This is a genomic window from Bacillus sp. FSL M8-0063, assembly GCF_038005545.1.
GTDB lineage: Bacteria > Bacillota > Bacilli > Bacillales > Bacillaceae_G > Bacillus_A > Bacillus_A wiedmannii.
The window spans coordinates 1-23,848 of record NZ_JBBOTJ010000003.1; the positions used below are offsets into that span (position 1 = coordinate 1).

A 23,848-nucleotide genomic window follows, 5' to 3' on the forward strand; every position below is an offset into this window, starting at 1 on the left:
GTCTATAACACGCGCCGAAGCTGTTCAACTTACTGCTAAAACTGATGTGCTGCAAAAAAATCAAAACGATGGTTTAGAAGGAAACGAAATCATTACTGCTACGTCATATGAAGATTTAAATTTAACAGTGGCTTCAAAAATTACAGCCCAAGAGATTGATAGTTTTATTGCAAAATACCATTCAGATAGTCCGTTAGTTGGCCATGGGCAAGATTTTATTAATGCGCAAAATCAATACGGTGTCAATGCACAGTATTTAGCAGCACATGCAATTTTAGAGTCTGGATATGGAAAATCAGAAATCGCATATCAAAAACACAATTTATTTGGGTTACGTGCGTATGATAAGGATCCGTTTAAATATGCAAAATATTTACCAACATACAGCGACAGTATTGCTTATAATGCCAATTATGTGCGAGAAAGATATTTAGAAGAAGATGGTATGCATTATAACGGACCAACGTTAGTTGGTATGAACGTAAAATATGCATCTGATAAAGGGTGGGCTGGAAAAATTGCAAATATTATGGAACGTATTAAACCGTTCCGTGTGGAAGACTATACATCTGCAAAAAAATTACCAAAGAATCCTGAAACATTAGATGTTGAAGCGTTATCTAATAACATTCCGTATAACATGTATGAAGATGGGACAACAGCAAATGTGGTATCATCAACTGCTTATTACCAAGTACCTTATCCATTTCATTTAAAAATTAAAAGTAAATCAGATGTTGCAGTCGAGGAAAATAAAGTCGGTACAGTAACTCCTGGAACAAACATCTTTATTTATCGTGAAGATCCAAATGGATGGGTAGAATTCTCTTTTGAAGCTACTGGAGAAAAATACTGGACATTAAAAAGTAAATTAAGTATGTAATTAGAAAGGTCTCTTTCACTACTCATAATCGTTTAGAATTAAATGACATATAATTATAAGACAAGTTTTTTACTTTATTAAATATAGTTATGTATACAAAAAAGTTAGAGAATTATTTTCTCTAACTTTTTTGCGGTATTACTTGAAATTAAAAAGATGGTGGGGTTACTCCAAATATAACAGTGACTTTGTGTAAAGAAGTGTTTTCCCATTTATGTTTTGCGTATGGTGGGATTTTCACACTATCACCTGGATTAAGAAGTAAAACCTCATCATTTAGATATAGTTTTACTTGTCCTTCCATAACAAATGCTATTTCTTCACCTTTATGTGCCATAGGCTCCATAGAAGAAGCGGTTTGAGGCAACAGATTCATTAAAGCTAATTCCAGTGATCCTTCTAAATTAGGTGATAATAACTCATACGAAACATTGCCGCTTTCAGGGAAAGTTATTTTTTTTCTTTGATTAGCTCTTACAACTAATTCTTCTGTATTGGTATCTTCTAAGAAAAAATTAAATAAAGCAATATTTAATGCTGCAGAAATTAGTTTTAGTGTTTGTAAGGATGGATTCGTGATTCCTTTCTCAATCTGACTTAACATGGAAGGTGTTATATCAGCTAATTCAGCTAACCGTTTACTAGTTAATCCGGCACCTTTTCTAAATACCATAATTTTTTCACCGATATTAATATTGTTCATATGCGTAATCCCCTTTAAATAAGTAAATAAAATTAAAATTAATTTTATTCACTTATACTAAACATGTTGTTAATATACTTAATTATAATAAAGTATGATTAATTTTCAAGCACCTGCATAGTTGTGAGAATAGTAAATAAGACGAGACATGATTGATACTTATTCTTCAATGTGAACTATAAGTATGATGACCTGATTATATGATTGAATTTTTGTATAAGATTTTGGGATTGACAATAATGCAATAGCGGATGGACTGGCACTTGGAATAGCATCTGGGTTTGTAGGGAAAGCAATAGAACCATTTTTAAGTGGAGCATATACAGTTGGTAATAATCATTTATATAAGCTATTAAAAGAAATAGTGGGTAAAGAGGATATTTAGCTAGAACCATCAGCATTAGCAGGAATGATTAGACTTATTAAATTGCATAAAGGGGGGAGAGACTATTTACAAAATAATGATTTAAAACATAAATTGAATCAAGGTACACAAATTGTATAGGGAACAGGAGGAAGTATAATTCCAAAAAAATTAATGGAAGAATACTATCAAACAGATTCTCAGTTAATTAAAAAGAATTTCTAATAAGTAAATGAAAACATATGAGTAAACACCAATGCTTTATTATAAAATTTTTTAGGAAGTGAAAACATTATGAAATCAGCTTTAACTAACATTATGATCTCCTTGATTCTTGCAGTAGGAGGCGTCATTTCGCTTTTGTTTACTTTAATAGGAGGTCAAGATTGGATCTGGGATTGGATAGGGCTATTACTGGCATATCTATCTTTGGGCATTTTAATAGGCTTATATAATAAAACGGTGGATCACAAAACATTTCCTAGAATACTAAAAAGGATTTTATTTATTTCCTTTAATGCTACAGTATTAGGAATAATAATAGGGATAACATGCCAACTATTAGGAAAGGCGAATCTTACTATAATGATGTATTATTGGTTGATAATGTTATCACTACATTTCATTACTATAATAACATTAGTTATCCTAGTATTTGTACATCAAAATAGTCAAAATTACAGCCTGTTATATACATTTATTGTAATTTCGAACATTTTCCTTACCCTAGGACCAGTATTATATCCTTTGGTTCTAACTATCATAGGAAATGGCATGAATGCTAGTGCAGGACACTAATTTTTACCTATATAGATTATTAAAATAAGTAATCCAAAATTGACATTGGTTAAGTTAAAGAACTTTATAAGCTAATAGGATAATATAACTAAACAACATAAAGTGAAATAATAGGATAGAAAGAAGATTATAATATGAAAATTAAACTTAAGAAAAAAAGAATTATAAGTGTATTGTTGGCTATTACATTAGTAGCAATAGGGTATTACATGTTTCAATCTATTACAAATCCTAAGCTGGTAAATGCAGAAGAAGTAAACCGTGTTCAACAAGTGAGCAGTCTACCTAAAAATGAATTGAAAAAATTGATACCTACTCGTTTTGATGGTAAAGAAAGAAAAGTTGCATATTTAACATTTGATGATGGACCAGGAAAATATACAGCTAACCTATTAGATATATTAAAAAGAAATAATGTGAAAGCAACATTCTTTTTAATTGGCGACAATGTGAAAAGGTTCCCAGATTTAGTGAAACGAGAGCATGTAGAGAACCATTATGTGGGCATGCATAGTATGACACATGATTTTAAAAAGCTATACACCAATCAGCAATATGTTAAGGAAATGAAAGAGGATCAATCTTTAATTAGAAATGTTATTGGAAACTCACCGAAATTAACACGCCCACCATATGGATCAATGCCCGGGTTAAATGAATCACTTCGAAATGAAGTGGTCGGAAATAATTTAAAAGTATGGGATTGGACAATTGATTCTTTAGATTGGAAATACAATAAATTACCCGTTGATGTAGCAGCCGCAAAAATTGTTCAAAATGTCTTAGCAGGTGCGACGTCTTCAAAAGAAATTATTTTAATGCATGATATTCATCCACAATCTGTCTCGGCAGTTCCAGCAATTATAAAGGGATTAAAAGAAAAAGGTTATGAATTTGAAGCTTATGATGAGAATAATCATTTTTCAATAAACTTCTGGCATGATAACCAAATATAAAAAGGCTTTATGAGTTAAATGAATAGAATAAGAAAATGATATAGGGTTTAAATATATGTAAGAGCGCGTTGACCTAAATATATAACAACACGCTCTTTTAACCATTTATATTTATTATTTAAGTTAAATTATAGTATTTTCAATGTATACAAGTAATTAAGTGTATTTTATTTTTATACATCTAATTATTTAATCAATATATAACAATGAGGTGGATTTAATTGTCGTTTTTAAAAAACAGTAAAATTGGAACAACACTAAACGTAATGGTAGTTATAGCAAGTGTCTCTTGTATAATATTATCTATACTAGGATTTTGGGGCCTTAAAAAAGGGGAACATGCTTCTACTACTATGTATGAAGATAGTTTATTACCAATTCAGTGGATAGGAGCTATAGAGTCTAATTTTTATCTTATCAATATGAATGTAAAAGAAACAATCCTATCAAAAGATGAAAAACGAATAAAAGAACTTTTAACAGAAATAGATGTAGCTCGTACAGAAACTGATCAGTTATTAAAGAAGTTTGAGACAAGAGTTAGTTCTAATAGAGAAAAGGAATTGTATAACACATTTTATACAATATTTAAAGACTTAAGAACACAACTGAAAAAAGTGCAAGATTTGGGACAATCTAATAATGAAGAAGCATATGCTTATTACCTAAAAGAGGTTGATCCCAATATGAAAAAGTCAATTCAGTCAATTCGTGAACTTATCCAATTTAATAATAATAATGCAGATCAATTACAAAAAAATAATACTGACAGTGCAACAAATACCATGATGCTGTTTGTTAGTATCTCCATTATAGCAATCGCAATCGTTATTTTTATTGGCTATATCATTAAAAGTGCGATTAAACAACCAATTGTATTATTACAAAGGGATATGGAGCGAGTATCTGAAGGTGACTTAACGATACGTACTTCTTATAAATCAAATAATGAATTGGGAAGCATTGTGAAGTCTTTTAATAGTATGCTGGATAACTTGCAAAAATTAATTGGAGAAGTAAAAAACACAACACAAGAGGTTATTTCTTCTACCAATGGGATGTTGCAAGATACTAAACGAGCATCTCATATATCAAGAGAGGTTGTCCAAACTATATCTGAGGTCGATAAAAAAATAGAAGGACAAGTTACTAGTATTCAAGAAAGTTCCTCATCAATGGAAGAAATTGCGACTGGCGTTCAAACAGTAGCTGAATCTTCAGCAACGGTTACAGAAGTGGCTGTCACAACAACAGAACAAGTCAATTCTGGTAGTGAAGTAATAAAACAATCTATACTTCAAATGAATAGTATTCATGAGGTTGTTGAAGAAACATCCAAAGTAATAGAGAGACTTGTTACACGTACGCAGCAAATTGATAAAGCTCTGGATGCAATCACTAATATTGCAGAACAAACAAATCTTCTTGCCTTGAACGCCTCAATTGAAGCTGCACGTGCTGGAGAAAACGGAAAAGGATTTGCAGTAGTGGTTACGGAAGTAGGAAATTTAGCTGAGCAGTCTAAAACATCTGCATATGAAATCAATCATTTAATACAAGCCATTCAACAAGATACCAAAGATACAGTTGCTGCAATGCAAAAAGGCCAACAAAAAGCTTCAGAAGGAAAAGAAACAGCTAATAAAGCAGATCAAGCATTCTCATCTATTATGTCGGATATTAATAAAATCGCTAGTCAAATTCAAGAAGTATCTGCAGCGACAGAAGAAATGTCTGCGGGTACAGAAGAAGTCAATGCCTCTATGTCTAGTGTTTCTGAAACTGCCACGCAAGTAGCTAAGGAAACAACTCAAACTGTACAGTCTATCCAATCACAAGCAGCATCAATCGAGGAGATATCGAATCAATCGAACAAAATAAAAGAAAAAGTAGAAGCATTGTCAGAATTAGTTTCAAAATTTACTATCGAGAAGCAAGACAAAGAGCAATCAAATATAATGTAAGAAAAATAAAAAATTGCTATTAAAATAGGGCAATTTTTAAGTCTGGTTAACAGTTAAATTTAAATAGTTAATTATATTGTTGGATTTCCCACTCGGAGTTATTAATAGAAATAACTATTTTTTAATCAAAAGACATTTACTTATGAATTAGAGTAAGTAAATGTCTTTTAAATATAAGTTTTTAATTAATATAATATATGAATCCTTATGTTTATATATAAATATTTATTAATATATTCTTGCGCCATCAGCGCTTACTACATATGGAACTTCTATTATATATATTGTTTTTCCTTGTTCTATTTCTAATTGTACGAATGTTTCATACTGTTTTAAATCTTTTAAAGTATGACCATGTTTAATGTCTACACCTAATTCTAACGCACGCTCTTCTAATATTTCTTCTATAATAGATTAGGGAATAAAAAGCGTATATGGAAAATCGGTATCTAAATTTTTAAAGTTTAATCTTGTATCTAGGGCAGCAAAATGGCTTGTATCTAATTTCTTCCCTCTGGATAAAAAGCGATTTTCAATACCTCTCATAGCCATTAATTCTAAGGAGCGGGGATGAAGTATGAGTGCTCTAGAATTTCTTATCCGATTTAATCTTCTCACTAAAACCACAACTTTTACATCTTGAATAGCTAATTCACATGCTGTCATAAGTCCAACCGGACCACCGCCAACTACCGCTACATCATAATAAATTTCCATGTCATGCCTTCCATTTTTTTACGTAATTAAGAGCTAAGACAAGATTTTGCACAATGGATTTGTAAACGATATCTATTGTACAGATATAATTATACCCCACTTTAGTTTCCCTGGAAACTAAAGTGGGGGTAATTTGAGATATTCCCTATATCAAACATTCGATACGAAGGTTAATTGGATTCAATATGAGAAAGATAATAGGGTAATCTATTTTTAATTATTTAATGGAAGGGGTACGAGATTGAGATGGTTAATTCATATAATGAAAAGACACATACATTGATTAAACAATTATTTAACAAGTTTTCACCAAAAGCTCCTGGCTGTGCATATATTGCTAGTTTTGATAGCGGGGTAACTTATAAAGGTGCGGTTGGCTTAGCTTCTATAGAGGAAAATTTACCTATAACCACAAAGAATATTTTTAACATTGCCTCAGTTTCTAAACAATTCACAGCATTTTCTATATTACTCTTAGAACAAGAGAGAAGATTGAGTTTAGATGATTCAATTGTGAGGTTCATCCCTTTTATTGGAACATATGCTGAACATGTAACATTAAGACATCTAATTCATCATACTGGTGGACTAGTTGATTATATGGAATTGGCTGAAACAGCAACTATTAAATTTACTGATACATTAACTGTGGAAGAATCGCTAAACCACCTTAATGGTCATCAAATTGCAAGGTTCGCAGCTGGTACAAAATTTGAGTATAGCAATACAGGATATTTTTTATTATCACAAGTGGTAGAGAAGGTAAGCGGCAAGTCTCTACGTCAGTTTACAAAGGATCGTATTTTTGATCCTTTACATATGAAAGACACAACAATTGTGGATTGCTACCCAACTACTATATCAATTGCTAGAGGGTATTCAAAGAATGAACAAGGAGCATATATGGTCTATGAAAGTCCTTGGGAACATACAGGGGATGGGGCAGTTCATGCAACAGTTGAAGACCTGATAAAGTGGGGAGAAAATTTAACTACAGGTACCGTTGGTGGAAAAGAACTTGTTAAAAGAATGAGCGAAATAGGTCCAAAAATTCCCCCAACTGGGCAGACGATTATTGACAATGAAGATTATGCTTTTGGACTAAGGCTTGCTGAAGGTTTTAACTGTCGGTACTTGGAACATTCAGGAAGTTGGGCGGGTTATCGTTCACACTTCATGCGGTTTCCACAAGAATATTTGTCTGTTATAGTCCTAAGTAACTATGATGGATTTGATTCTAAAAAATATGCTAATGAAATAGCAGAAATTGTTTTAGAAAAGTAAAAAATAGAGGGTAGAAGTCAGTATTTAAATTTGCTTTATCCCACGTTGTTTTAGGTGTAATCAATTTTGAGAACGGAAGGCAAGCATAAATTTATGCTTGCCTTTTTAGGTATTGAAATAAATATAAATATTAGCATTCATACAGTAAAAAATTAATTAGAAATTCTTTGAATATAGATTAATTAATAGGGTGGAATTTTATAATTTTAAAACTAAATATTCTAATTATCAAACTTAATTTTATTGAAAATTGAAATATTAAGCAATATTCCTATTGCTATTAAATTGACCATTAAAGAACTTCCACCAAAACTTATAAACGGAAATGGAGTACCCGTAAGAGGAAATAGTCCTGTAATACCACCTAAATTTACAACGGATTGCATACCAATCATACACCCTATACCAATTGCTATAAAACTGGCGAATGGATCTACACATAATTGTGCTATTTTTAAAGAGCGAAGTACTATAGTCAAAACACCAGCCAATAGAATAAATACACCAATAAATCCTAGTTCTTCAGAAACTATTGCCATTATAAAATCAGTATGTGGTTCTGGAAGATAACCTGTTTTTGTATGCTATTTCCAAATCCACGACCAATAATTCCTCCAGAGCCAATGGCAATAAAAGAATTTACAAGCTGGTATCCATTTCCTTGTGCATCAACAAAGGGATTGAAAATCGTAGTAATACGTGTCTTTTGAACTTCTGACAAACTATATTGAATTAAAAAATATGAAATAGGTAATCCCAAAATAGAACCGATGGTAGTTCTTTTGATTAGTAGATTTATATTTATTCCTGAGCAAAAAAATATGCTAAAACCTATACCTATTATTAAAAGTGCTGATCCTAAATTTGGTTGTTTAAAGATAAGAAAAAAAATTGTAGCTAAAAACAATAAAAGTTTTCCACTACCACTCCAGCTATTTTTAGCTTGTTCTTGTCGTAATGCAAAAAAACGGGCTGTTACGAGTATTGTTCCTAATTTAAGAAATTCAGCTGGCTGTATTCCAAAGATCCATGATTGAGCATTATTTACCACTTTTCCTTTCCATAAAACCATAATTAATAAAAAAATCCCCCCAACCATAATACAAATAGAGACTATTCGTTTTTTCCATATTTCATATGGGAGTATGGCACAAACTATTAACCCTATTGTTCCTAAAATTAGCTTTGTTAATTGAGAATCAATAAAGTGTCTACTGTTATAACCGTAATGCTGGACAGCGACAATGGAACTCGCACTATACATCATGATAATACCTAAGGTACATGTTATGAGTAGAGGGAGGAGCAATAGATAATCGAGTTTTAATATTTTTTTCATTTTAATATCCTCCTAATTTAAAACAAAACATAATATTACATTTGCTAATCCATTAAACCTTTTTCTCGTCAATTACTTAACAGGATTTTTGTTTAGGCAGATTCTATCGCTTACACCCTGTTTTCTTACGTAAAAATCCCCCTAGTATATAACTAGGGGGATTCAAAATGGCATGACTAAATAAGGCTTTTTCCCCCTAGTAGAGCTTTGGCACTATACAACGTAAAGTAATGAAAATTCATCACTTAGCTATCTTAAGAAGAGCCTTAATCCGACAATTCCTGTTCTACCCATTGGCGTCTTTCGACATTTTTGGGCAATAGCCTGTGTTTGCATAGGAGCCTCACCTAACAGGTTAAGCAATATAAATTTTATGTATTTGTTTCGTGTAGCAAGCATAAATATATATTTTTTTCTTGTCAAGTAACCGTATTGCTAATTTTATATGTTTTATTGCTTTATAATCCTTTGAGAAATGATGTGAGAAAATGTATGTAATCATTCCGTATAAGTACATATTTTCGACTTGTAGTATATAGTTTGATTAAGTAGTTTAACCATATAAATTTGATAAACAGTAAAGAAGATTTTAATCATAAAAGAAGATTTTTTTAAGAATGTTCTTTTAAAGTACAGAATGACTAATCATTTATCTTTTGCTATAAAGTTAAAGATTAATTATAAACAATAAGTTTCATATACGAAATTTCATATGTTTTTTAACGTTTCTTCGAATGAATTCTATGTTTTTTAGTGCAATTTTAAATTTGTGATAGATATATTTTCATTTTCTATAAAAAAGTTTTTAAGAATAGAATTGAAAGTGAGTTGACAAATATTAAATTCTGGTTTAAATTTTGAAGTAATTCAATAATCTTTGTTAGGTGAGGCTCCTGTATAGAGAAACGCTGCTGCCCAAAAATGTCGAGAGACGCCAATGGGTCAACAGGAACGGTCGGATTAAGGCCCTTCTTAATGTAGCTGGTTATAAAAACCTATGCTATACAGTGCTAAAACTCAACGAGGGAGTGGTATACGATTTGATAGAAAGGCACCTCTGTGATTTTGGCAGGGCGGTCTTAATAATCATTTATTTGTATTGTGAAAAAACCTTTACTCCTTTTTGAGTAAAGGTTTTTCTGTTTAATTTTATTTGTTTTTATCTTGTCTATATTCAAAAAGGAGGTAATTCTAACTAATGAATTGATTGCAATGTAACTATTATTGCTCTAATAAAAAATTTAAGACAGATAAAATAAAACAAAACCACTCATGAAACTCTAGAGTCTCCCTTAGCAATATGAGGAGGAGTTAACATGAAGAAATTATTAAAGGAATTACTTATAACCAAAAATAACGTGGATGCAGAGAAAGTTTTACGTCATCCGTCGTATGATATTGCGCAAGAAGTAAAACAGTTTTCAATTGAAGATCAAGTCATATTGCTAAATACAATACCTGTATTAAAAAGCTCTAAAATTTTTCAATATATGAGTGCAGAAGAAAAATATAATATCTTAATTCACTTATCTGAAAATAAAGCCAAAAAGTTGCTAAATTTACAACCGATTGATGAATTAGTAGATTTACTTCTAGCGGTTCATCCGGAAAAACAGGCTAAATTAATGGCGTATCTAGATAAAATTACAAAACATAACGTGAAAAAATTGATGACTTTCAAACCTGAAACGGCGGGAAGTCTTGTAACAAGTGATTTTGTTGCAGTTAGAGGAAATTGGTCAGTAAAAATGACATTGAAGTACATTAGGGAACATTCTAAAAATGTAGAATCAATATCTTATAGTTATGTTCTTGATAATCACGGTTATCTTAAGGGAATCGTTTCCATACATGAGTTATTACTAGCACCAGATGAAGAGATATTATCTACTATCATGATTCAAGAGGTAATTTCAGTACAAGCTGAAATTAATCAGCAAGAAGTTGTAAAAAAGCTACTGAATTATAATTTAGCAGCAATACCTGTCACAACAGCAAATAATAAAATGATTGGTATTATAACATTTGATGACGTAATGAATGTTATGGAAGCAGAAGCTACAGAAGATATTCAAAAGTTAGGCGGAAGTGAACCATTAAATCAATCTTACTTTGAAGCTAGCATTTGGAGCATTTTCTTAAAACGTCTACCATGGTTATTACTTCTTTTTGTTGCTGAGGCATATACAGGTACAGTATTAAAGTATTTTGAAGACGAAATTGAAACTGTAGTTGCCCTTGCTTTCTTTGTTCCATTATTAGTAGGTACTGGAGGGAATACAGGAACACAGGTTGTAGCAACAATTACTCGTGCAATTGGTATTGGAGAGGTGAAATTTAAAGACATTTTCCGTGTAATGAAAAAGGAACTTGCAATTGGTATGCTTCTTGGACTTGCACTTGCGGTAGCTGGACTCACTCGTGCTTATATGTTAGGTGTTGGAACAGAAGTTGCACAAGTTGTAGCAATCACTTTATTATTTATTGTTATTTGGGCCTCTCTTGTTGCAGCTGTTTTACCTTTAATTCTAAGAAAATTAAAACTGGATCCTGCAGTTGTTTCAGGTCCATTTATTACAACATTTGTTGACGGAACAGGATTAGTAATTTATTTCATGGTTGCAAAAACGTTATTACATTTGTAAATATACACTGAAAAAAAACAAATGCGGAATAAGTATTTTGCCTTGATTACTAAAATATAGTGGGAAATTTAGTAATGAGAAAATCAAGCACTTTTGTCTTTAGATAAATAATATTTTAATGGATTTATTGAATGTAATGAATGCTGGAGGATAAAACTATGAAACATCTAAGAAAAATCTTCAAAAGAATCTTGCTTCTATTTTCTATTTTAATGATTATTGGCATAGGAATATTATTTGGTACTAGCTATGGCCGAGAGCTTCGTATAACAATCGCTGGGAGTATACTAACTTCTCAGCATCCACAATATGCGAAATATACACTCCTATCCCAAAAGGAACTAGATAAACTGCAAGATAGAATTAATCATCCGAAATGGTCAAACAGTGATGAGCATATTTATAAAAAAATAGTAGGAAAAAGATTAGAAGAATTAAAAAGTCAGCCATTAGAAATTGATGTAGAAACAATTAAAAGTAATAAAGATAGTCGCTTTCTATTCGAAGGAAAGTTAGTCACTATTAGTAATCCTTTCAATGTTAAACTTGTTAGCCATCAAGGAACACAGGGTGCTAACAGGGGAGAAAAAATTAGTGTAATGGCAAAACGTAATCATGCACTTGTTGCTGTGAATGCAAGTGGATTTGCTGATGAAACAGGAAGGGGTGGAGGAAATGTTGCAACTGGAATAGTAATAGAAAATGGGAAAGCTATTGATACGAATATGGATATTAATACCCCTACAATTATTACGGGTTTAACAAAGTTTGGGCATATGATAACAGGAAATTATTCTACCCGACAACTTTTGGATAAACAAGTCGTTTCAGCAGCAGGATTTATGCCACAGTTAATTGTAAATGGTGAAAAAATGATTACAGAAGGAGACGGTGGTTGGGGTTCTGCTCCGCGAAGTATTATGGCCCAAAAAGAAGATGGTACAATTATGTTTCTAGTAATAGATGGTAGACAAACACATAGCATAGGAGCTACGTTAAAAGAGTGTCAAGATATTCTATATGAAAAAGGAGCAATAAATGCAATGGCAATGGATGGAGGATCCTCTGCTACTATATATTTAGGAGGCAGGGTTATAAATTCACCTTCTACATTATCACATGAAGATCGTTATTTACCAAATGCTTGGGTGGTAACAGCAAATCCGAAACAGAAAATAAATATGACGATAGATGGAGAAAAAGTAAATTCCGAAACATTGGATAAGTTTGATACAAATATTATATCTCATTAAATAGTAATAAGAAGCAAATGTAAATATGAAGTGTTTTTATAAACCAATTAATGTAAAATTTATATTATGTATTTTTTATACAATAAAACTACATTTCAAGCTAAATATATATAATATGTAAACCCTTTTTTGGGGTAAGAAAAAGAATAAGAGTTCAGCAATACAAAATTGCTAAAACCTTATTCTTTATTTTTTCCTATTCTTCCTAAACTATCTTTAATAGTTGTTTCTCCAAGTTGAGTATATAACAGAGCTGTATCTTGACTGGTATGCCCAAGCTGCTGCATCACTTGTAACGAGTCTTTTTCTTCCATATATAACTTATTTGCCAATGTATGTCGTAATTTATGAGGAGACATTCTTTTTCCATAAGCCTTAGTATATTTTTCTACTATATCCTGAATAGCCCTAACTGAAAGAGGCTGTGCAGTATGTTTATACTTTGATAGAAACACATTCTTTAATTCTTTCCCTGGAGCGTATTTGTTATCTCTAGTTTCTATATATTTTTCAATATCATTTAATGCAATGGGGGTAATCCAAACGGAATCTTCTTTGTTTCCCTTTCGGATTACATCAATTAGTCTTTCTTTTAAGTTTATATCTTCCATGCGGAGATCGGCCAATTCACTTACACGAATACCACTACCAAGAAAGAGGGAAAGAATAGCTACATCACGCTCCTTATCTCTTAAGAAATAGAATAACTGATGTTTTGTTAAAGATTTTTCATGTTCGTACTTAACATAATCCAGAAATTCTTGATCATCATCATTATGGAATATTTTAGACCTCATACGTTTTGCACGAGCATTTAATGTTTCTTTATCTTTATGTATTTCAATTTTAGCCATTACATTTCTATAAAAATAGCATTCTCCATCTTCATTCTCTGATAGGGAGGTGAGGTACTTAAATAAAGATTTTAAGGCCGAAATTTTTCTGTTAACAGAGGAATTCTGCATGTTTTGTTGTAGTTTTAGAAACCTCATAAAGTTCTCGACATCTTTTTTCTTTAAATTCTCCAAATCAGAGAAAGATACGTCTTTAATGGGCTTAAATTCAATAATTTGTTCAGATAATAGCCAATTAAAGAAGACTCTAAAATCATATACATAATTCAGTAGGGTGGAGGGAGAGGCATCATGCAATACTTTATACTCCACAAATTCTTCTATGTAAAAGGGCATTTCATTTAAATTTTCGTATAATTTTTTACGATGTACGGATTTTTGACGTTGCTTGCTGTAATCCATAAAAATCACCTCATAAATACTATAACAGAAAAAAGTTACGAACACAAGTTCGCGTTAAATTCAATTTTTACACAGACTTATTTACATAATTAAATTATGGGTTACTAAAATATACTCAAAATTAAATAAGGATAGTGTAGTCATTCTAATAAAATTATAGATATGCATGTGATAAATCTGTATTAAGCTATAAAAATCACATTCACAGGTGTACAAAATAAAACAATTTTCATATATAAATTCATACAAAATGAATACACGAAAAATTTTTAACAGTTGTTATTAAATACGAATTGGTTAATTTAATCATGATTATAAGGAGTTAAATAGATCAACATAAGAAAAACTTTTATAAATTTAAATGTAATTTACTATAAAAATTTTGCAATGAGTAATTTAGTATTTGATAATTTCTATATAAAATATGAATTATATGGACACATGCCAATATAGGGAGATTCATGCTAATGAGCTCGAAATTCCTAAATACTGTATTAGAGTTTTATTAATACATCTTATTGTTCGTAAAATTGGTATTTCGTGCGAAGTTATAAGGTCTTTACTTTTTTACTTTTTTTATAATACTCTTATGTTAATTCAATAAAATGCATCATTCCCTTTCATCAGTATGAATATCTTTTAGTTTCAGATACATTCACCTATACATATTATATTGATTACATGGTTGCTTATAGGCTATAGCTATCATGTAAATACACTTTAATAAAAACAGTTAACTTTAACCCCTTAAGACTAAATAGCTTGTGTTGTACTCAAAACTTAATAGTGCGTGATGTCGATAGAGAGTGTTTCCTTTAGTTCTTTTGCATCCAAGGTTTTTTTATTGTACTTTCTTTAGGTAAACATTCAGTTTAGTTTCATTCAAATGCAGATTTTAAAATATAGCTACAAAATTTTCCTCTTATCTCAATAAGATAAGTATTCTTTTCATTTTGAGACGAGTTTCACTCTTTTTTTAAACTTATCTATAAAATTTTTTATATAAACATGACAACTTTATTCAAAACATCATATTTTTTATAAGTGGTACAATTTTATTTCAAATCTACATTTCACTTATGATACCAACCAACGATTGGTTTTCCGCCAATTAAAGTGGATCCATTCATTTTTACAAATGGGTTTTGACCCTATTCCATTTCTTTTGTGGTAAAATATTGTATTGCTTTTTTTACTAATTCATTCATAAATGAATCCTTTCTTAACCCATTTTCAAACCATGTCCCCAGATTTGTCCGCTGGTTTTGTTGAGTTTAAATTGAAGTCTACTTCTCCCGTTTTCCTTTTTTATTAAGTATTTCAAATCTACCATGTTGTGTATCTAAAGCATAAAGATTATTTGATTTTGAATCATCATAGTTAAAATTTAAACAGAGATATAGAGTAAACTAGTTAATGGTATTCTTTATTCAACTAATATCCCCTAGAAAGTCTGAATTAACTCTAATATTTATTAGTTAGATTTATTAATTATAGCCTTCTATTTTCCTAAAATTCAATTAAATATTTATAAATTTCTAACGAGTATTTATTGATAGGAATCCTGCAGTAAAAAATGGAATTTATTCTCAATAGTGATTATTTATTGTATCTGTCAAACTATTAGTTTATCTTCTCCTCATATTTCAATTGCTTTTCCACCACGATCAAACAAATAAAATCACGGATAAGTAAGGAGTATTAGTATGATTATACAAGAAAAATTATCTTTTTCAGATCTAGATTCATTAGATTCAACTACAGATTCCATAATGGACGCGTTTAAAGATTTTTATGGAATACTTCCTGATGAAATCGCAGTAAATAATGAGACGTTTCCAATTCATAATAAGCCTGCAATTACTGAACGTTATGGTCACGCTTGTTATAAAATGCTTGGCCCTTTTATATTTCGCAATATTGAAGAGCCTTCAAAGAATGAAGTAAGCCTAGGGGAACAATTTGTATTTAATGCTAATAATGAAGAAGCAGAAATTGTAGTCTCAATAAAAGAGCAATGGGCCAATATTCAATCTTGGACTTCGGTATCTACTACAGGTTTAACTTTAACATCAGATTTTATCATGTCAGGTGAATTTCAATCCGGTAACAAATTTAATATTTCAACTTTTGTGGGAGAAAGTAATTCAAAATCAATCATTACCTCTCCTTCCATTGAGCGTTCTATTAAAGTACCTCCAAATAGTAAGATGAAGATAACAACAATCGGCACATTAATTACAGAAATTCTACATTTTCAATCAATTATATCGGTACACGGTATGTTTGGTGCATGTTTTCCACGGATGGTCCGTGGGCATTATGTTGGATTCAAAAGCGCTGGTCACATCCTAAATAAAACATTTGGATCCATTAAAGGTTCTATTAATAATACAGCAATTCAGGATATTCAAATACAAAATGGAGAAGTCGAACCTTATTTCATTAAACCAAAAGTTGGAAAATAAAAACCAATGCATTTCAACCTTATTTTCTATACTTTTGGCTGGACCGATTATTACCATAAAATTCAATAAAGGATTTATAGGAGGGTTTGAATTTGAGTTATTATTAGCTGTATCTTTATTTTTGTACTAACTAACATCCAATCTATTTCCTTAGATAAATTACTACTAAATCATAAAACTAAACAACAGCAAACTTTATAAGTACACTAACAAAAATAAAGCTTCTCCCCAACACTTCATTATTTGTGTTAAGGAGAAGCTTATTTATGCGAAACTTGTAATTAAATTAAAAACAAGCCAATTCGAAAAAGGATAAGATAACATATCCCAGACGTAAGTCAGGCCAATCTATTTCCTAAATTAAAAGAACTTAAATAGAAGTACTTTTTTATTTGTATTTTAATCTAAGGCGACCTCTCCCTATTATAAAAACTATAATTACATAAATACTTTCTTGTTTTTTTTAAACCTATCTGTATGCATTTTCTCAGTTGTTAGAACCACTTTCTGTGGAATCTTATATACTGGTAGTTTATCTTTACAGAACTCTCTCAATCGCTTTCTAAATTCACTTACAGTTTCATTCGTATTCAATTTAACAACAGCCTTAACCATTTGCCCCGTGATTACATTTTTTTCACCAACTACGGCGACCTCTTCTACTCCACTCATTAGCTGTATTACATTTTCAACTTCAGCTGGAAATACTTTTTCTCCGCCAATATTTATAAGCTCTGATTTTCTTCCTAAGATTTTAATATAATCTCCGTCTACTTCCACCATATCGCCTGTCATAAGCCAGCCATCTATGGTAAATGGGCTTGGAGCATTAATATAACCAATCATCGTAGACACTGATTTAACCTGCAACATTCCATCCACAACTCTTGTCTCAATATTCCCATCGCTTAGTTTGATCCACAAAGAATCATTCGATTTAGATTGTGAATATAAAACCCCCAATTCTGACAAGCCATACATTTGTATAATTTTAATGTGAGGGAAAATTTCGTTTATTTTATTTAATGTAGCCTCCGGCATAACTTCTGATCCATAAGAAATAGTCTGCAAACTATTTAATTTATACTTTTTATAAACTTCACTCAGTATAAGTAAATTTATAAAAGTTGGTGATGCGGGTAAAGCTTGCACTTGATGTTTCTCAATCATATTACATACTTGATTAGGGGTACGATCATCTATAATTACCAAACACCCTAGGCTAGAAAGAATTTGGAAGAGCGTATTAACTCCTCCAATATGATCAAATAACATAAATGGTATAACCCGCTTTGCACTTCTTGCAACGCTGTACTTCTTTTGAAGTAACGTAAAGTCATGTACAATTGCTTTACTGCGTCCAGTTGTGCCAGATGAAAACAATACTAATCCTGGATGTTTTAACTTTTTCAGTTGTAATAATAATTCATTTTGAATGTAATCTCTTTGCATATTAATGATTTCAAAACATCCACTTTCAACTTTAATTACTTTTTCTAATTCAACTATTTCATAGTATTCTTTCTTCTTGCTGTCAACCAAGGAATTTAAGATTGGTACTACTGTACATCCTAATTCAATAAGTGCTAAAAACATTGCTATGGAATATGGAGAATAGTCCGCTTCTAAAGAGACTATTTTATACTCCATCTTTCTATGTTCATTTAACTCCCTAGTATAAATCTTTGTTTGATTTAGTAACCACTCATACGTGTAAGTTTTATCCTCCCAAACAATAGCTTCGCATTCTTTGTTCAGTTCAAACCTTTCTAATAAAAAATCAATATGCATACCCAACCTCCTTTTAAGTTTTATCCTTTATTATTTTGCTATGTTAGTGATTTTAATGTTTCCTGGGATTGTATGATATACGCAACTAATGTATCTATTGTTTTAAATGGGCTATTATGTTGTGACATTGTATCTAAATTAACCAAATCAACGGATAAACCCAATTCATCTTCTAAGCCTTGTTCAATACTTACCAGCAAAGATACCAGTCCCAACGAATCTAAATACCCTTCCCAATCATAAAGATGTGCTTTCAAGCCTTTTTCAAGATCAATTTTATTTTCAAGATTTTCATTCACTTCTTCAACACAGCACAATACGATTTGAATAATCTTTTCTTTATTAGTATTTTCCAAGTAAATGCACTCCTTTTTATAAATCATTTTTTACTATGAAGATTTCCTTCCAACACCTGTAGAAGTGTTTAACATGAACACTAGATACACGTTTTCATCTACTACTAAGATACATAAGTATACACATAGTAGTTCCCTTACTTTACTTCTCAATTATCTCTTCTCTATCAAGACTGGAGACTATAATTATGTTGCAGAAGAAATAAAATATTCTCGTGTAATACACTCTCTCTAGTAATAACATCCATCATTATCAAATTAAAAGATTCAAGATCACTTAAGTTACTATCTTTTTTTAATAATTTAATATGTGCAATCTTATACAGTCTTTCCCATGATTGCTTTATATCCATTAAGTCACTAGCAAGATGCATAAATTTATCTTTAAATAAATCATTCATATCTATAAGTAAGTCATATAAAAAATATCTACTCCATCTCATATCAAATAAACATTTTAAATACAAAGGAAACATGTTTCGTTGCTTATGAAAATCGGTATTTATATTTTCTTTAAGTTCAAGTGCTGCAGTCTTGCCAAAATAATATATCTTATTGTTTTTTCTCATAACTAAACCTCTAATATACTCACTCGATATCTTTTGTAATGTTCTCAAAAAAATATCTCTAATATTTTCTAGGTTTATTTTTGTCTCTATAATCACATTAATTGAGGAGTAAGATGAGATTCTTTCTATTCCTTTTGCCTGAACCAATTCAGGTATACCTCTTCCACCTTTCCAAAAAGAATGAAACTCCTCAAGTGATATCTCTCCCATATATTTATTAGGGACAGGATCTTGAACAAATACACTATCTTCTGTAAGTTTGTTAATCGCTAAGTAGTGGTCTGTAACATACTTATCCGTATGGATATCTATATGACTCTTTATAAATTTTGGATTCAAATAATCATTACTATAAGGTAGAAAAAATGTACTTCCTAAGGCAATAAAAACTTCTTGACGATTCAGACATTCTTTTATAAATTGAAGACCATTTCCAAAATCAGAATACACATTTTTCTCCATGCGAAATGTTTGATTATATTCTAACAACTGTGTATATCTAGCTACAGAAGGTGCAGATGTGGTAGTATCCACACGGTAAGATGGTATGCTATATAATTCTTCATTTGCTATTAAGCTCAAGTAACTAATACTACCCATACTTTTTAATTTATCGTGAAGAATTGGTATATAACATGAATAATAATAAGGAACATCAAAGGTTGGTGTTAATTCCTTCATTTTCACTGCAGCACTCACCCCACACTTTTAATTTTTATAGTCCTATCCAGTTCTCGACAGTATAATTTAACTGTAAGTCCTTAGTAGCTTTAAATTTCCTATTTTGAATAGGTTGTCCAAATTTATCCACTTCAAAGAGCCTAAAGCCTCTTGAAAACTTAAACTTGCATGCAAGATCCCTAGGCACTGTAAAGTTCCCAGCAAAACGATTTTTTTCTATTCTATCTAGTATCATTCCTACACTCATATAAATTCGTTCACCAGCTGGTGTATTTTCAGGTACTTCGACTGTTACGGAAACATCTACAAATTCTGATAATGTTTCTATTACCTTATATTTTTTTGGTATTCCCTTCACACCTTGTGTTACAAAGGTGACTTCGGCTTCTCCTATTTTTTTGGGTATAATCGTTCCATCATTCATAACCTCTAATACATCTGGGTTATTGACTAAAAACACACCATCTAAATCACTCATTTTAAAGCCACTATCGTACGTCATAATTGGATTAATTTTCACCTTCATTCCAGTTAATCCAACTTCATCTCGCCCATCTAAGGTAACATTAACTATATTCCCTATATCTCCAAAGAAATATATTAATGGAAGATGCATACGATCTCCCCAGTCTTTTTCAAAATGAGCACCATTTGGATCCTGATAAAAAATTAAATTATCTCTATATTTATAACCATTTTTTAATAAAGTTTCTGCAATATCTCTTACATGTTTCACCAAGAAAAAGCCTTCTGCACTACCTATATCCATCCAAACTTTCAAGTCTTTTTTCCCTTTATACATCTCATATAATTTTAATTCTGAATGGTCATCTTCGACTTTCACAAAGAATGGAGATATCATCCCTATTTTCCCAAACACTTTAGGGTTACGGAAACCGATATTATAAGTTGATAAACCTCCTGCTGAAGAACCTATTAAAGCAGTATTTTTAGCGTCAGACATTGTTCTGAAATTATCATCGATATAAGGTTTCACCTCATTGATTATAAATTTTTCATATAATAAACCTGAGCATTTTATATGTTTATCTGGTGAAATAAAATGGCAAAACTCATTGTTCTCTATAATTCTTTTATGTGCTATACCTACAATTATTATTTTTTGAATTTTCCCTTCAAGAATTAGCTCATCAGCTGTCTTGTGGACATTCCAAGATTCATCATTTTTTATTAAAGGCTCAAATAGACGTTGCCCGGCATGCATATATAATACAGGATACCTTTCCTGTGAATGCTTTTCGTAACCAGGTGGTAAATATACAAATAATTTCCTACTATTTTCTAGTGTTTCAGAGTAAAAATCTTCAATAGTAATCACTTTAGAAGCTTGTACCATAGCAACCTCCAAAATTGTTTTTTTCACTTCTCTTCATACAGTTCAACACGGATTTTTTAAACTCCAAAGCTATACTCTAGAAATCTTTAGTATAAATTTCTGATTTAACCCTCAAAACGAAATAGCTCATGGATATAAATTAATATTTTTAATAGCAAGTAGATTCATATCATTAAATCTCAACCAAGATAGATTTTTCTGCGGTTTGCCATTTTACCACAACCTCACCTGTTCCAAACTTTGGTGTCTGGTATCTATGATTCTCTCCCCCTTCAATATGTAGTGTTTTATTTACCCTTCTAATAAATTTAAATTCAAGCAGGGTATCTGCTGGAACACATATATCAAAATAACCAATAGGAAATTGATACATGATTTGGTTAAAAAATGGCCCTACTGCTTTGCAAGGGTTCATATCCCCTAATGAATATGTATTCCCCATTATAAAAACTTCACTCTCGGGTATTTCATATCCGTTTTCAATAACAAATCGAATACAAACTTGTTTTTTATTTAAGACCTCCACATGTTTATAGATATTACTTCTAGTTCCTTTATCTGTTACAACAGTAATTCCATATTTACCGTCGTTCACCACTGGAATTTTCACTTGAATACTAGTATGTGACCATGAAATCACTTCCGCCTCTTCTTCCTCAAAAAATACAGATCCTTTTTTAGAAGTAAAACCACATCCATCAATACAAATTATTTGACCAACTGTAGTCATTTTATGTCCCACAGTTCCTATTAAAGGTAAACTATTTACTCCTTTATGGTGCCAAACATGTACTGATCCTGGTCCGAGCCATAATGAATTTATACTATTATTCTCAACCGTAATTACCTCACCATCTAAAAGGCCCTCTAATATATCTTTATACTTTCTAGAAGGAAGTGCTGTTTTAACACCTTTTATTTCATACCCTTCTGTTAAATTTCGATTCAAAGCTATTAATACCACATCACCGCCAAAGCATCTTTCATATACATAGAGATCATCTGTTATATACCGTTCCTTAGTAGTTCCATATGGAAGTGCATTATTTAATCTACGTAACGAAGATAAAGCTTGTATTATCTTAAAATTGTCTGTATTTACATTAAAAGATTCCATTTGACCACGATTATTCGGATCTCCATTCCCAACCATATACTGTTCTGTACCGTAGTATATAGAAGGGATCCCCCTTGAAGTTAATAAAAATACTAATGATTGTTCTACTCCACGTTTACTTTGTTCCTTCATGTGAAAACGATCCATATCATGATTGTCAATAAAAGTAACAAGATTGTTCGCATCATTATAAATTTGATATGTTTCTTCAATCATTTTGTGTAAACCATAAATGGAATCAATTCCATCTCGAAAAACTTCACGTACTTTATGAGCAAAACTAAAATCTAACAAACTCATACCACTATTATTTGCAAAGTTAATATTTCTATGATCATACTCATTCGGATTTATATACCATTCACCAAAAATAAATACTGGCCTATGATTATAGATTGAATTTAGCCAACTTTTTTGCCAGCCGTATGACATATGTTTCACTGCATCAACCCGTATGCCATCTATTCCTTGATCTAACCATAGTTTAATAGCTTCTTTAAAATACAAATCAATAACGATATTTTGATGATTTAGATCTGCAAGATCAAATAAATTACGATAAACTCCATCTTCATATTCTTCAAAATCCGTCCCACCATTATGATGAAAATAATGATTGTAATCATTATCGTATCCACCAAGTAATAATCCATCATCATATAATCTACCATTTTCAGCATAGGTCGCATCATCGTGTAATGCAGGTGAGGTATGATTCGGCGCAAAATCCATAATAACTTTTATGTCTTTTGCATGAGCAGTTTTGATTAATGTTTGGAAGTCTTCAAATGTCCCAAAAAAAGGATTTGTTCTTTTAAAATCACGAGCCCAATACCCATGATATGAAGTACTTCCTACCAAATCATTTATTGGTGTAAAGATATTTTCTACCGGTTGAGATATCCATAGAGACGTCACACCTAGTTCAGTAAAATAATTTGCATTTAATTTTTCAATAATCCCTATCCAATCCCCACCAAAGTATTTCTTTTTATTTCTCCTAGATTCATCGTATAACTCTCCTTTTGGGTTATATGATGGACATCCATTAAGAAATCTGTCAGTTACAATTTGATATATTATATCTTTAGAAAAATTCACACTACTCCTACTAAATTTAAGCCTATCTTTTTCTTTCAAATGACAACCTCCATCCTATAGAAGTATTAATCAGCTATTTTCAAACATTCAGCACCCTACCCTTAAGTACCATTTGAAAAATAGTTAGAATATATTTTCCCTCCTAACTAGTAACTACTGTTTTTTTAATTTTTATATAAAATAACGTCTACAAGTAGGTTCTATATTTGTCCTGTAAACTGTACCATTTGATTTATGTCGAAGTAA

General features: G+C 31.1%; 15 protein-coding genes, 3 pseudogenes and 2 riboswitches. Of the genes and pseudogenes, 8 read left to right on the forward strand and 10 right to left on the reverse strand.

Annotated elements, in window-relative coordinates:
- Window positions 1–883, forward strand: an 883-nt coding sequence (locus MKX31_RS26515) for an N-acetylglucosaminidase (protein WP_340981705.1), incomplete at its 5' end; no start/stop codon positions are given.
- A 148-nt stretch (window positions 884–1,031) separates the two neighbouring features.
- Here the strand turns inward: MKX31_RS26515 and MKX31_RS26520 are convergent.
- Window positions 1,032–1,586: a helix-turn-helix domain-containing protein gene (locus MKX31_RS26520; protein WP_001059762.1), complete on the reverse strand. Its 555-nt coding sequence runs from the start codon at window positions 1,584–1,586 to the stop codon at window positions 1,032–1,034.
- A 658-nt stretch (window positions 1,587–2,244) separates the two neighbouring features.
- Between MKX31_RS26520 and MKX31_RS26525 the strand changes: the two genes are divergently transcribed.
- The 3 genes from MKX31_RS26525 (at window position 2,245) to MKX31_RS26535 (ending at window position 5,668) form a co-directional block, all read left to right on the forward strand.
- On the forward strand, window positions 2,245–2,748 hold the full coding sequence (locus tag MKX31_RS26525; RefSeq protein WP_000833556.1) for a DUF3902 family protein: 504 nt from the start codon (window positions 2,245–2,247) through the stop codon (window positions 2,746–2,748).
- Between the two features lie 134 nt (window positions 2,749–2,882).
- Window positions 2,883–3,704 (forward strand): peptidoglycan-N-acetylglucosamine deacetylase, encoded by an 822-nt coding sequence (locus MKX31_RS26530; protein WP_340981706.1) that lies wholly within the window; start codon window positions 2,883–2,885, stop codon window positions 3,702–3,704.
- A 221-nt stretch (window positions 3,705–3,925) separates the two neighbouring features.
- On the forward strand, window positions 3,926–5,668 hold the full coding sequence (locus tag MKX31_RS26535; protein ID WP_340981707.1) for a methyl-accepting chemotaxis protein: 1,743 nt from the start codon (window positions 3,926–3,928) through the stop codon (window positions 5,666–5,668).
- A gap of 237 nt (window positions 5,669–5,905) precedes the next feature.
- Here MKX31_RS26535 and MKX31_RS26540 read toward each other — a convergent pair.
- Window positions 5,906–6,385: pseudogene (locus MKX31_RS26540) on the reverse strand (FAD-dependent monooxygenase); the annotation flags it as partial.
- A 246-nt stretch (window positions 6,386–6,631) separates the two neighbouring features.
- Here MKX31_RS26540 and MKX31_RS26545 point away from each other — a divergent pair.
- A complete protein-coding gene (locus MKX31_RS26545; RefSeq protein ID WP_340981708.1) occupies window positions 6,632–7,669 on the forward strand; it encodes a serine hydrolase domain-containing protein in 1,038 nt (345 codons plus the stop codon).
- Window positions 7,670–7,890: 221 nt separating this feature from the next.
- On the opposite strand, the pseudogene MKX31_RS26550 reads toward MKX31_RS26545, so the two are convergent.
- Window positions 7,891–9,008, reverse strand: a pseudogene (locus tag MKX31_RS26550) (FtsW/RodA/SpoVE family cell cycle protein).
- Between the two features lie 185 nt (window positions 9,009–9,193).
- A riboswitch (M-box (ykoK) riboswitch) is annotated at window positions 9,194–9,370 on the reverse strand.
- Between the two features lie 507 nt (window positions 9,371–9,877).
- Window positions 9,878–10,045: riboswitch (M-box (ykoK) riboswitch) on the forward strand.
- Between the two features lie 279 nt (window positions 10,046–10,324).
- Between MKX31_RS26550 and mgtE the strand changes: the two are divergent.
- Together mgtE and MKX31_RS26560 are read left to right on the forward strand one after the other, a co-directional pair.
- Window positions 10,325–11,653: a magnesium transporter gene (gene mgtE / locus MKX31_RS26555; RefSeq protein ID WP_098103237.1), complete on the forward strand. Its 1,329-nt coding sequence runs from the start codon at window positions 10,325–10,327 to the stop codon at window positions 11,651–11,653.
- 158 nt (window positions 11,654–11,811) lie between these two features.
- Window positions 11,812–12,906, forward strand: coding sequence for a phosphodiester glycosidase family protein (locus tag MKX31_RS26560; RefSeq protein ID WP_222655412.1), 1,095 nt, complete (start codon window positions 11,812–11,814; stop codon window positions 12,904–12,906).
- Window positions 12,907–13,085: 179 nt separating this feature from the next.
- Here MKX31_RS26560 and xerS read toward each other — a convergent pair whose 3' ends face one another.
- Both xerS and MKX31_RS26570 read right to left on the reverse strand, forming a co-directional pair.
- Entirely contained in the window at window positions 13,086–14,162 is a 1,077-nt protein-coding gene (xerS, locus tag MKX31_RS26565; protein WP_340981709.1) for a tyrosine recombinase XerS, read from the reverse strand.
- Between the two features lie 1,076 nt (window positions 14,163–15,238).
- Window positions 15,239–15,340: pseudogene (locus tag MKX31_RS26570) on the reverse strand (DUF4879 domain-containing protein); the annotation flags it as partial.
- 528 nt (window positions 15,341–15,868) lie between these two features.
- Between MKX31_RS26570 and MKX31_RS26575 the strand changes: the two are divergent.
- Window positions 15,869–16,630, forward strand: coding sequence for a hydralysin-2 (locus tag MKX31_RS26575; protein WP_222655413.1), 762 nt, complete (start codon window positions 15,869–15,871; stop codon window positions 16,628–16,630).
- Between the two features lie 438 nt (window positions 16,631–17,068).
- Here MKX31_RS26575 and MKX31_RS26580 read toward each other — a convergent pair whose 3' ends face one another.
- From MKX31_RS26580 to MKX31_RS26600, 5 genes are all read right to left on the reverse strand, one after another.
- Window positions 17,069–18,421 carry an ANL family adenylate-forming protein gene (locus MKX31_RS26580; RefSeq protein ID WP_061530405.1) on the reverse strand — a complete coding sequence of 451 codons (1,353 nt, stop codon included), beginning with the start codon at window positions 18,419–18,421 and terminating at the stop codon, window positions 17,069–17,071.
- A 38-nt stretch (window positions 18,422–18,459) separates the two neighbouring features.
- Window positions 18,460–18,777, reverse strand: a complete 318-nt coding sequence (locus tag MKX31_RS26585) for a hypothetical protein (protein ID WP_064474063.1) — start codon at window positions 18,775–18,777, stop codon at window positions 18,460–18,462.
- A 167-nt stretch (window positions 18,778–18,944) separates the two neighbouring features.
- Window positions 18,945–20,033: a hypothetical protein gene (locus MKX31_RS26590; RefSeq protein ID WP_222655540.1), complete on the reverse strand. Its 1,089-nt coding sequence runs from the start codon at window positions 20,031–20,033 to the stop codon at window positions 18,945–18,947.
- 28 nt (window positions 20,034–20,061) lie between these two features.
- Window positions 20,062–21,384, reverse strand: coding sequence for an alpha/beta hydrolase (locus MKX31_RS26595; protein WP_154131532.1), 1,323 nt, complete (start codon window positions 21,382–21,384; stop codon window positions 20,062–20,064).
- 172 nt (window positions 21,385–21,556) lie between these two features.
- Entirely contained in the window at window positions 21,557–23,641 is a 2,085-nt protein-coding gene (locus MKX31_RS26600) for an alpha-amylase family glycosyl hydrolase (RefSeq protein WP_222655415.1), read from the reverse strand.
- Window positions 23,642–23,848: the final 207 nt, after the last annotated feature.

Excerpts from the sequence above, each read along its gene's own strand:
- MKX31_RS26545 (WP_340981708.1), top strand. The coding sequence starts at position 6,632 with ATGGTTAATTCATATAATGAAAAGACACATACATTGATTAAACAATTA.
- mgtE (WP_098103237.1), top strand. The coding sequence starts at position 10,325 with ATGAAGAAATTATTAAAGGAATTACTTATAACCAAAAATAACGTGGAT.
- MKX31_RS26595 (WP_154131532.1), bottom strand. The coding sequence starts at position 21,384 with ATGGTACAAGCTTCTAAAGTGATTACTATTGAAGATTTTTACTCTGAA.
- MKX31_RS26525 (WP_000833556.1), top strand. The coding sequence starts at position 2,245 with ATGAAATCAGCTTTAACTAACATTATGATCTCCTTGATTCTTGCAGTA.
- MKX31_RS26520 (WP_001059762.1), bottom strand. The coding sequence starts at position 1,586 with ATGAACAATATTAATATCGGTGAAAAAATTATGGTATTTAGAAAAGGT.
- MKX31_RS26575 (WP_222655413.1), top strand. The coding sequence starts at position 15,869 with ATGATTATACAAGAAAAATTATCTTTTTCAGATCTAGATTCATTAGAT.
- MKX31_RS26580 (WP_061530405.1), bottom strand. The coding sequence starts at position 18,421 with ATGCATATTGATTTTTTATTAGAAAGGTTTGAACTGAACAAAGAATGC.
- xerS (WP_340981709.1), bottom strand. The coding sequence starts at position 14,162 with ATGGATTACAGCAAGCAACGTCAAAAATCCGTACATCGTAAAAAATTA.
- MKX31_RS26530 (WP_340981706.1), top strand. The coding sequence starts at position 2,883 with ATGAAAATTAAACTTAAGAAAAAAAGAATTATAAGTGTATTGTTGGCT.
- MKX31_RS26560 (WP_222655412.1), top strand. The coding sequence starts at position 11,812 with ATGAAACATCTAAGAAAAATCTTCAAAAGAATCTTGCTTCTATTTTCT.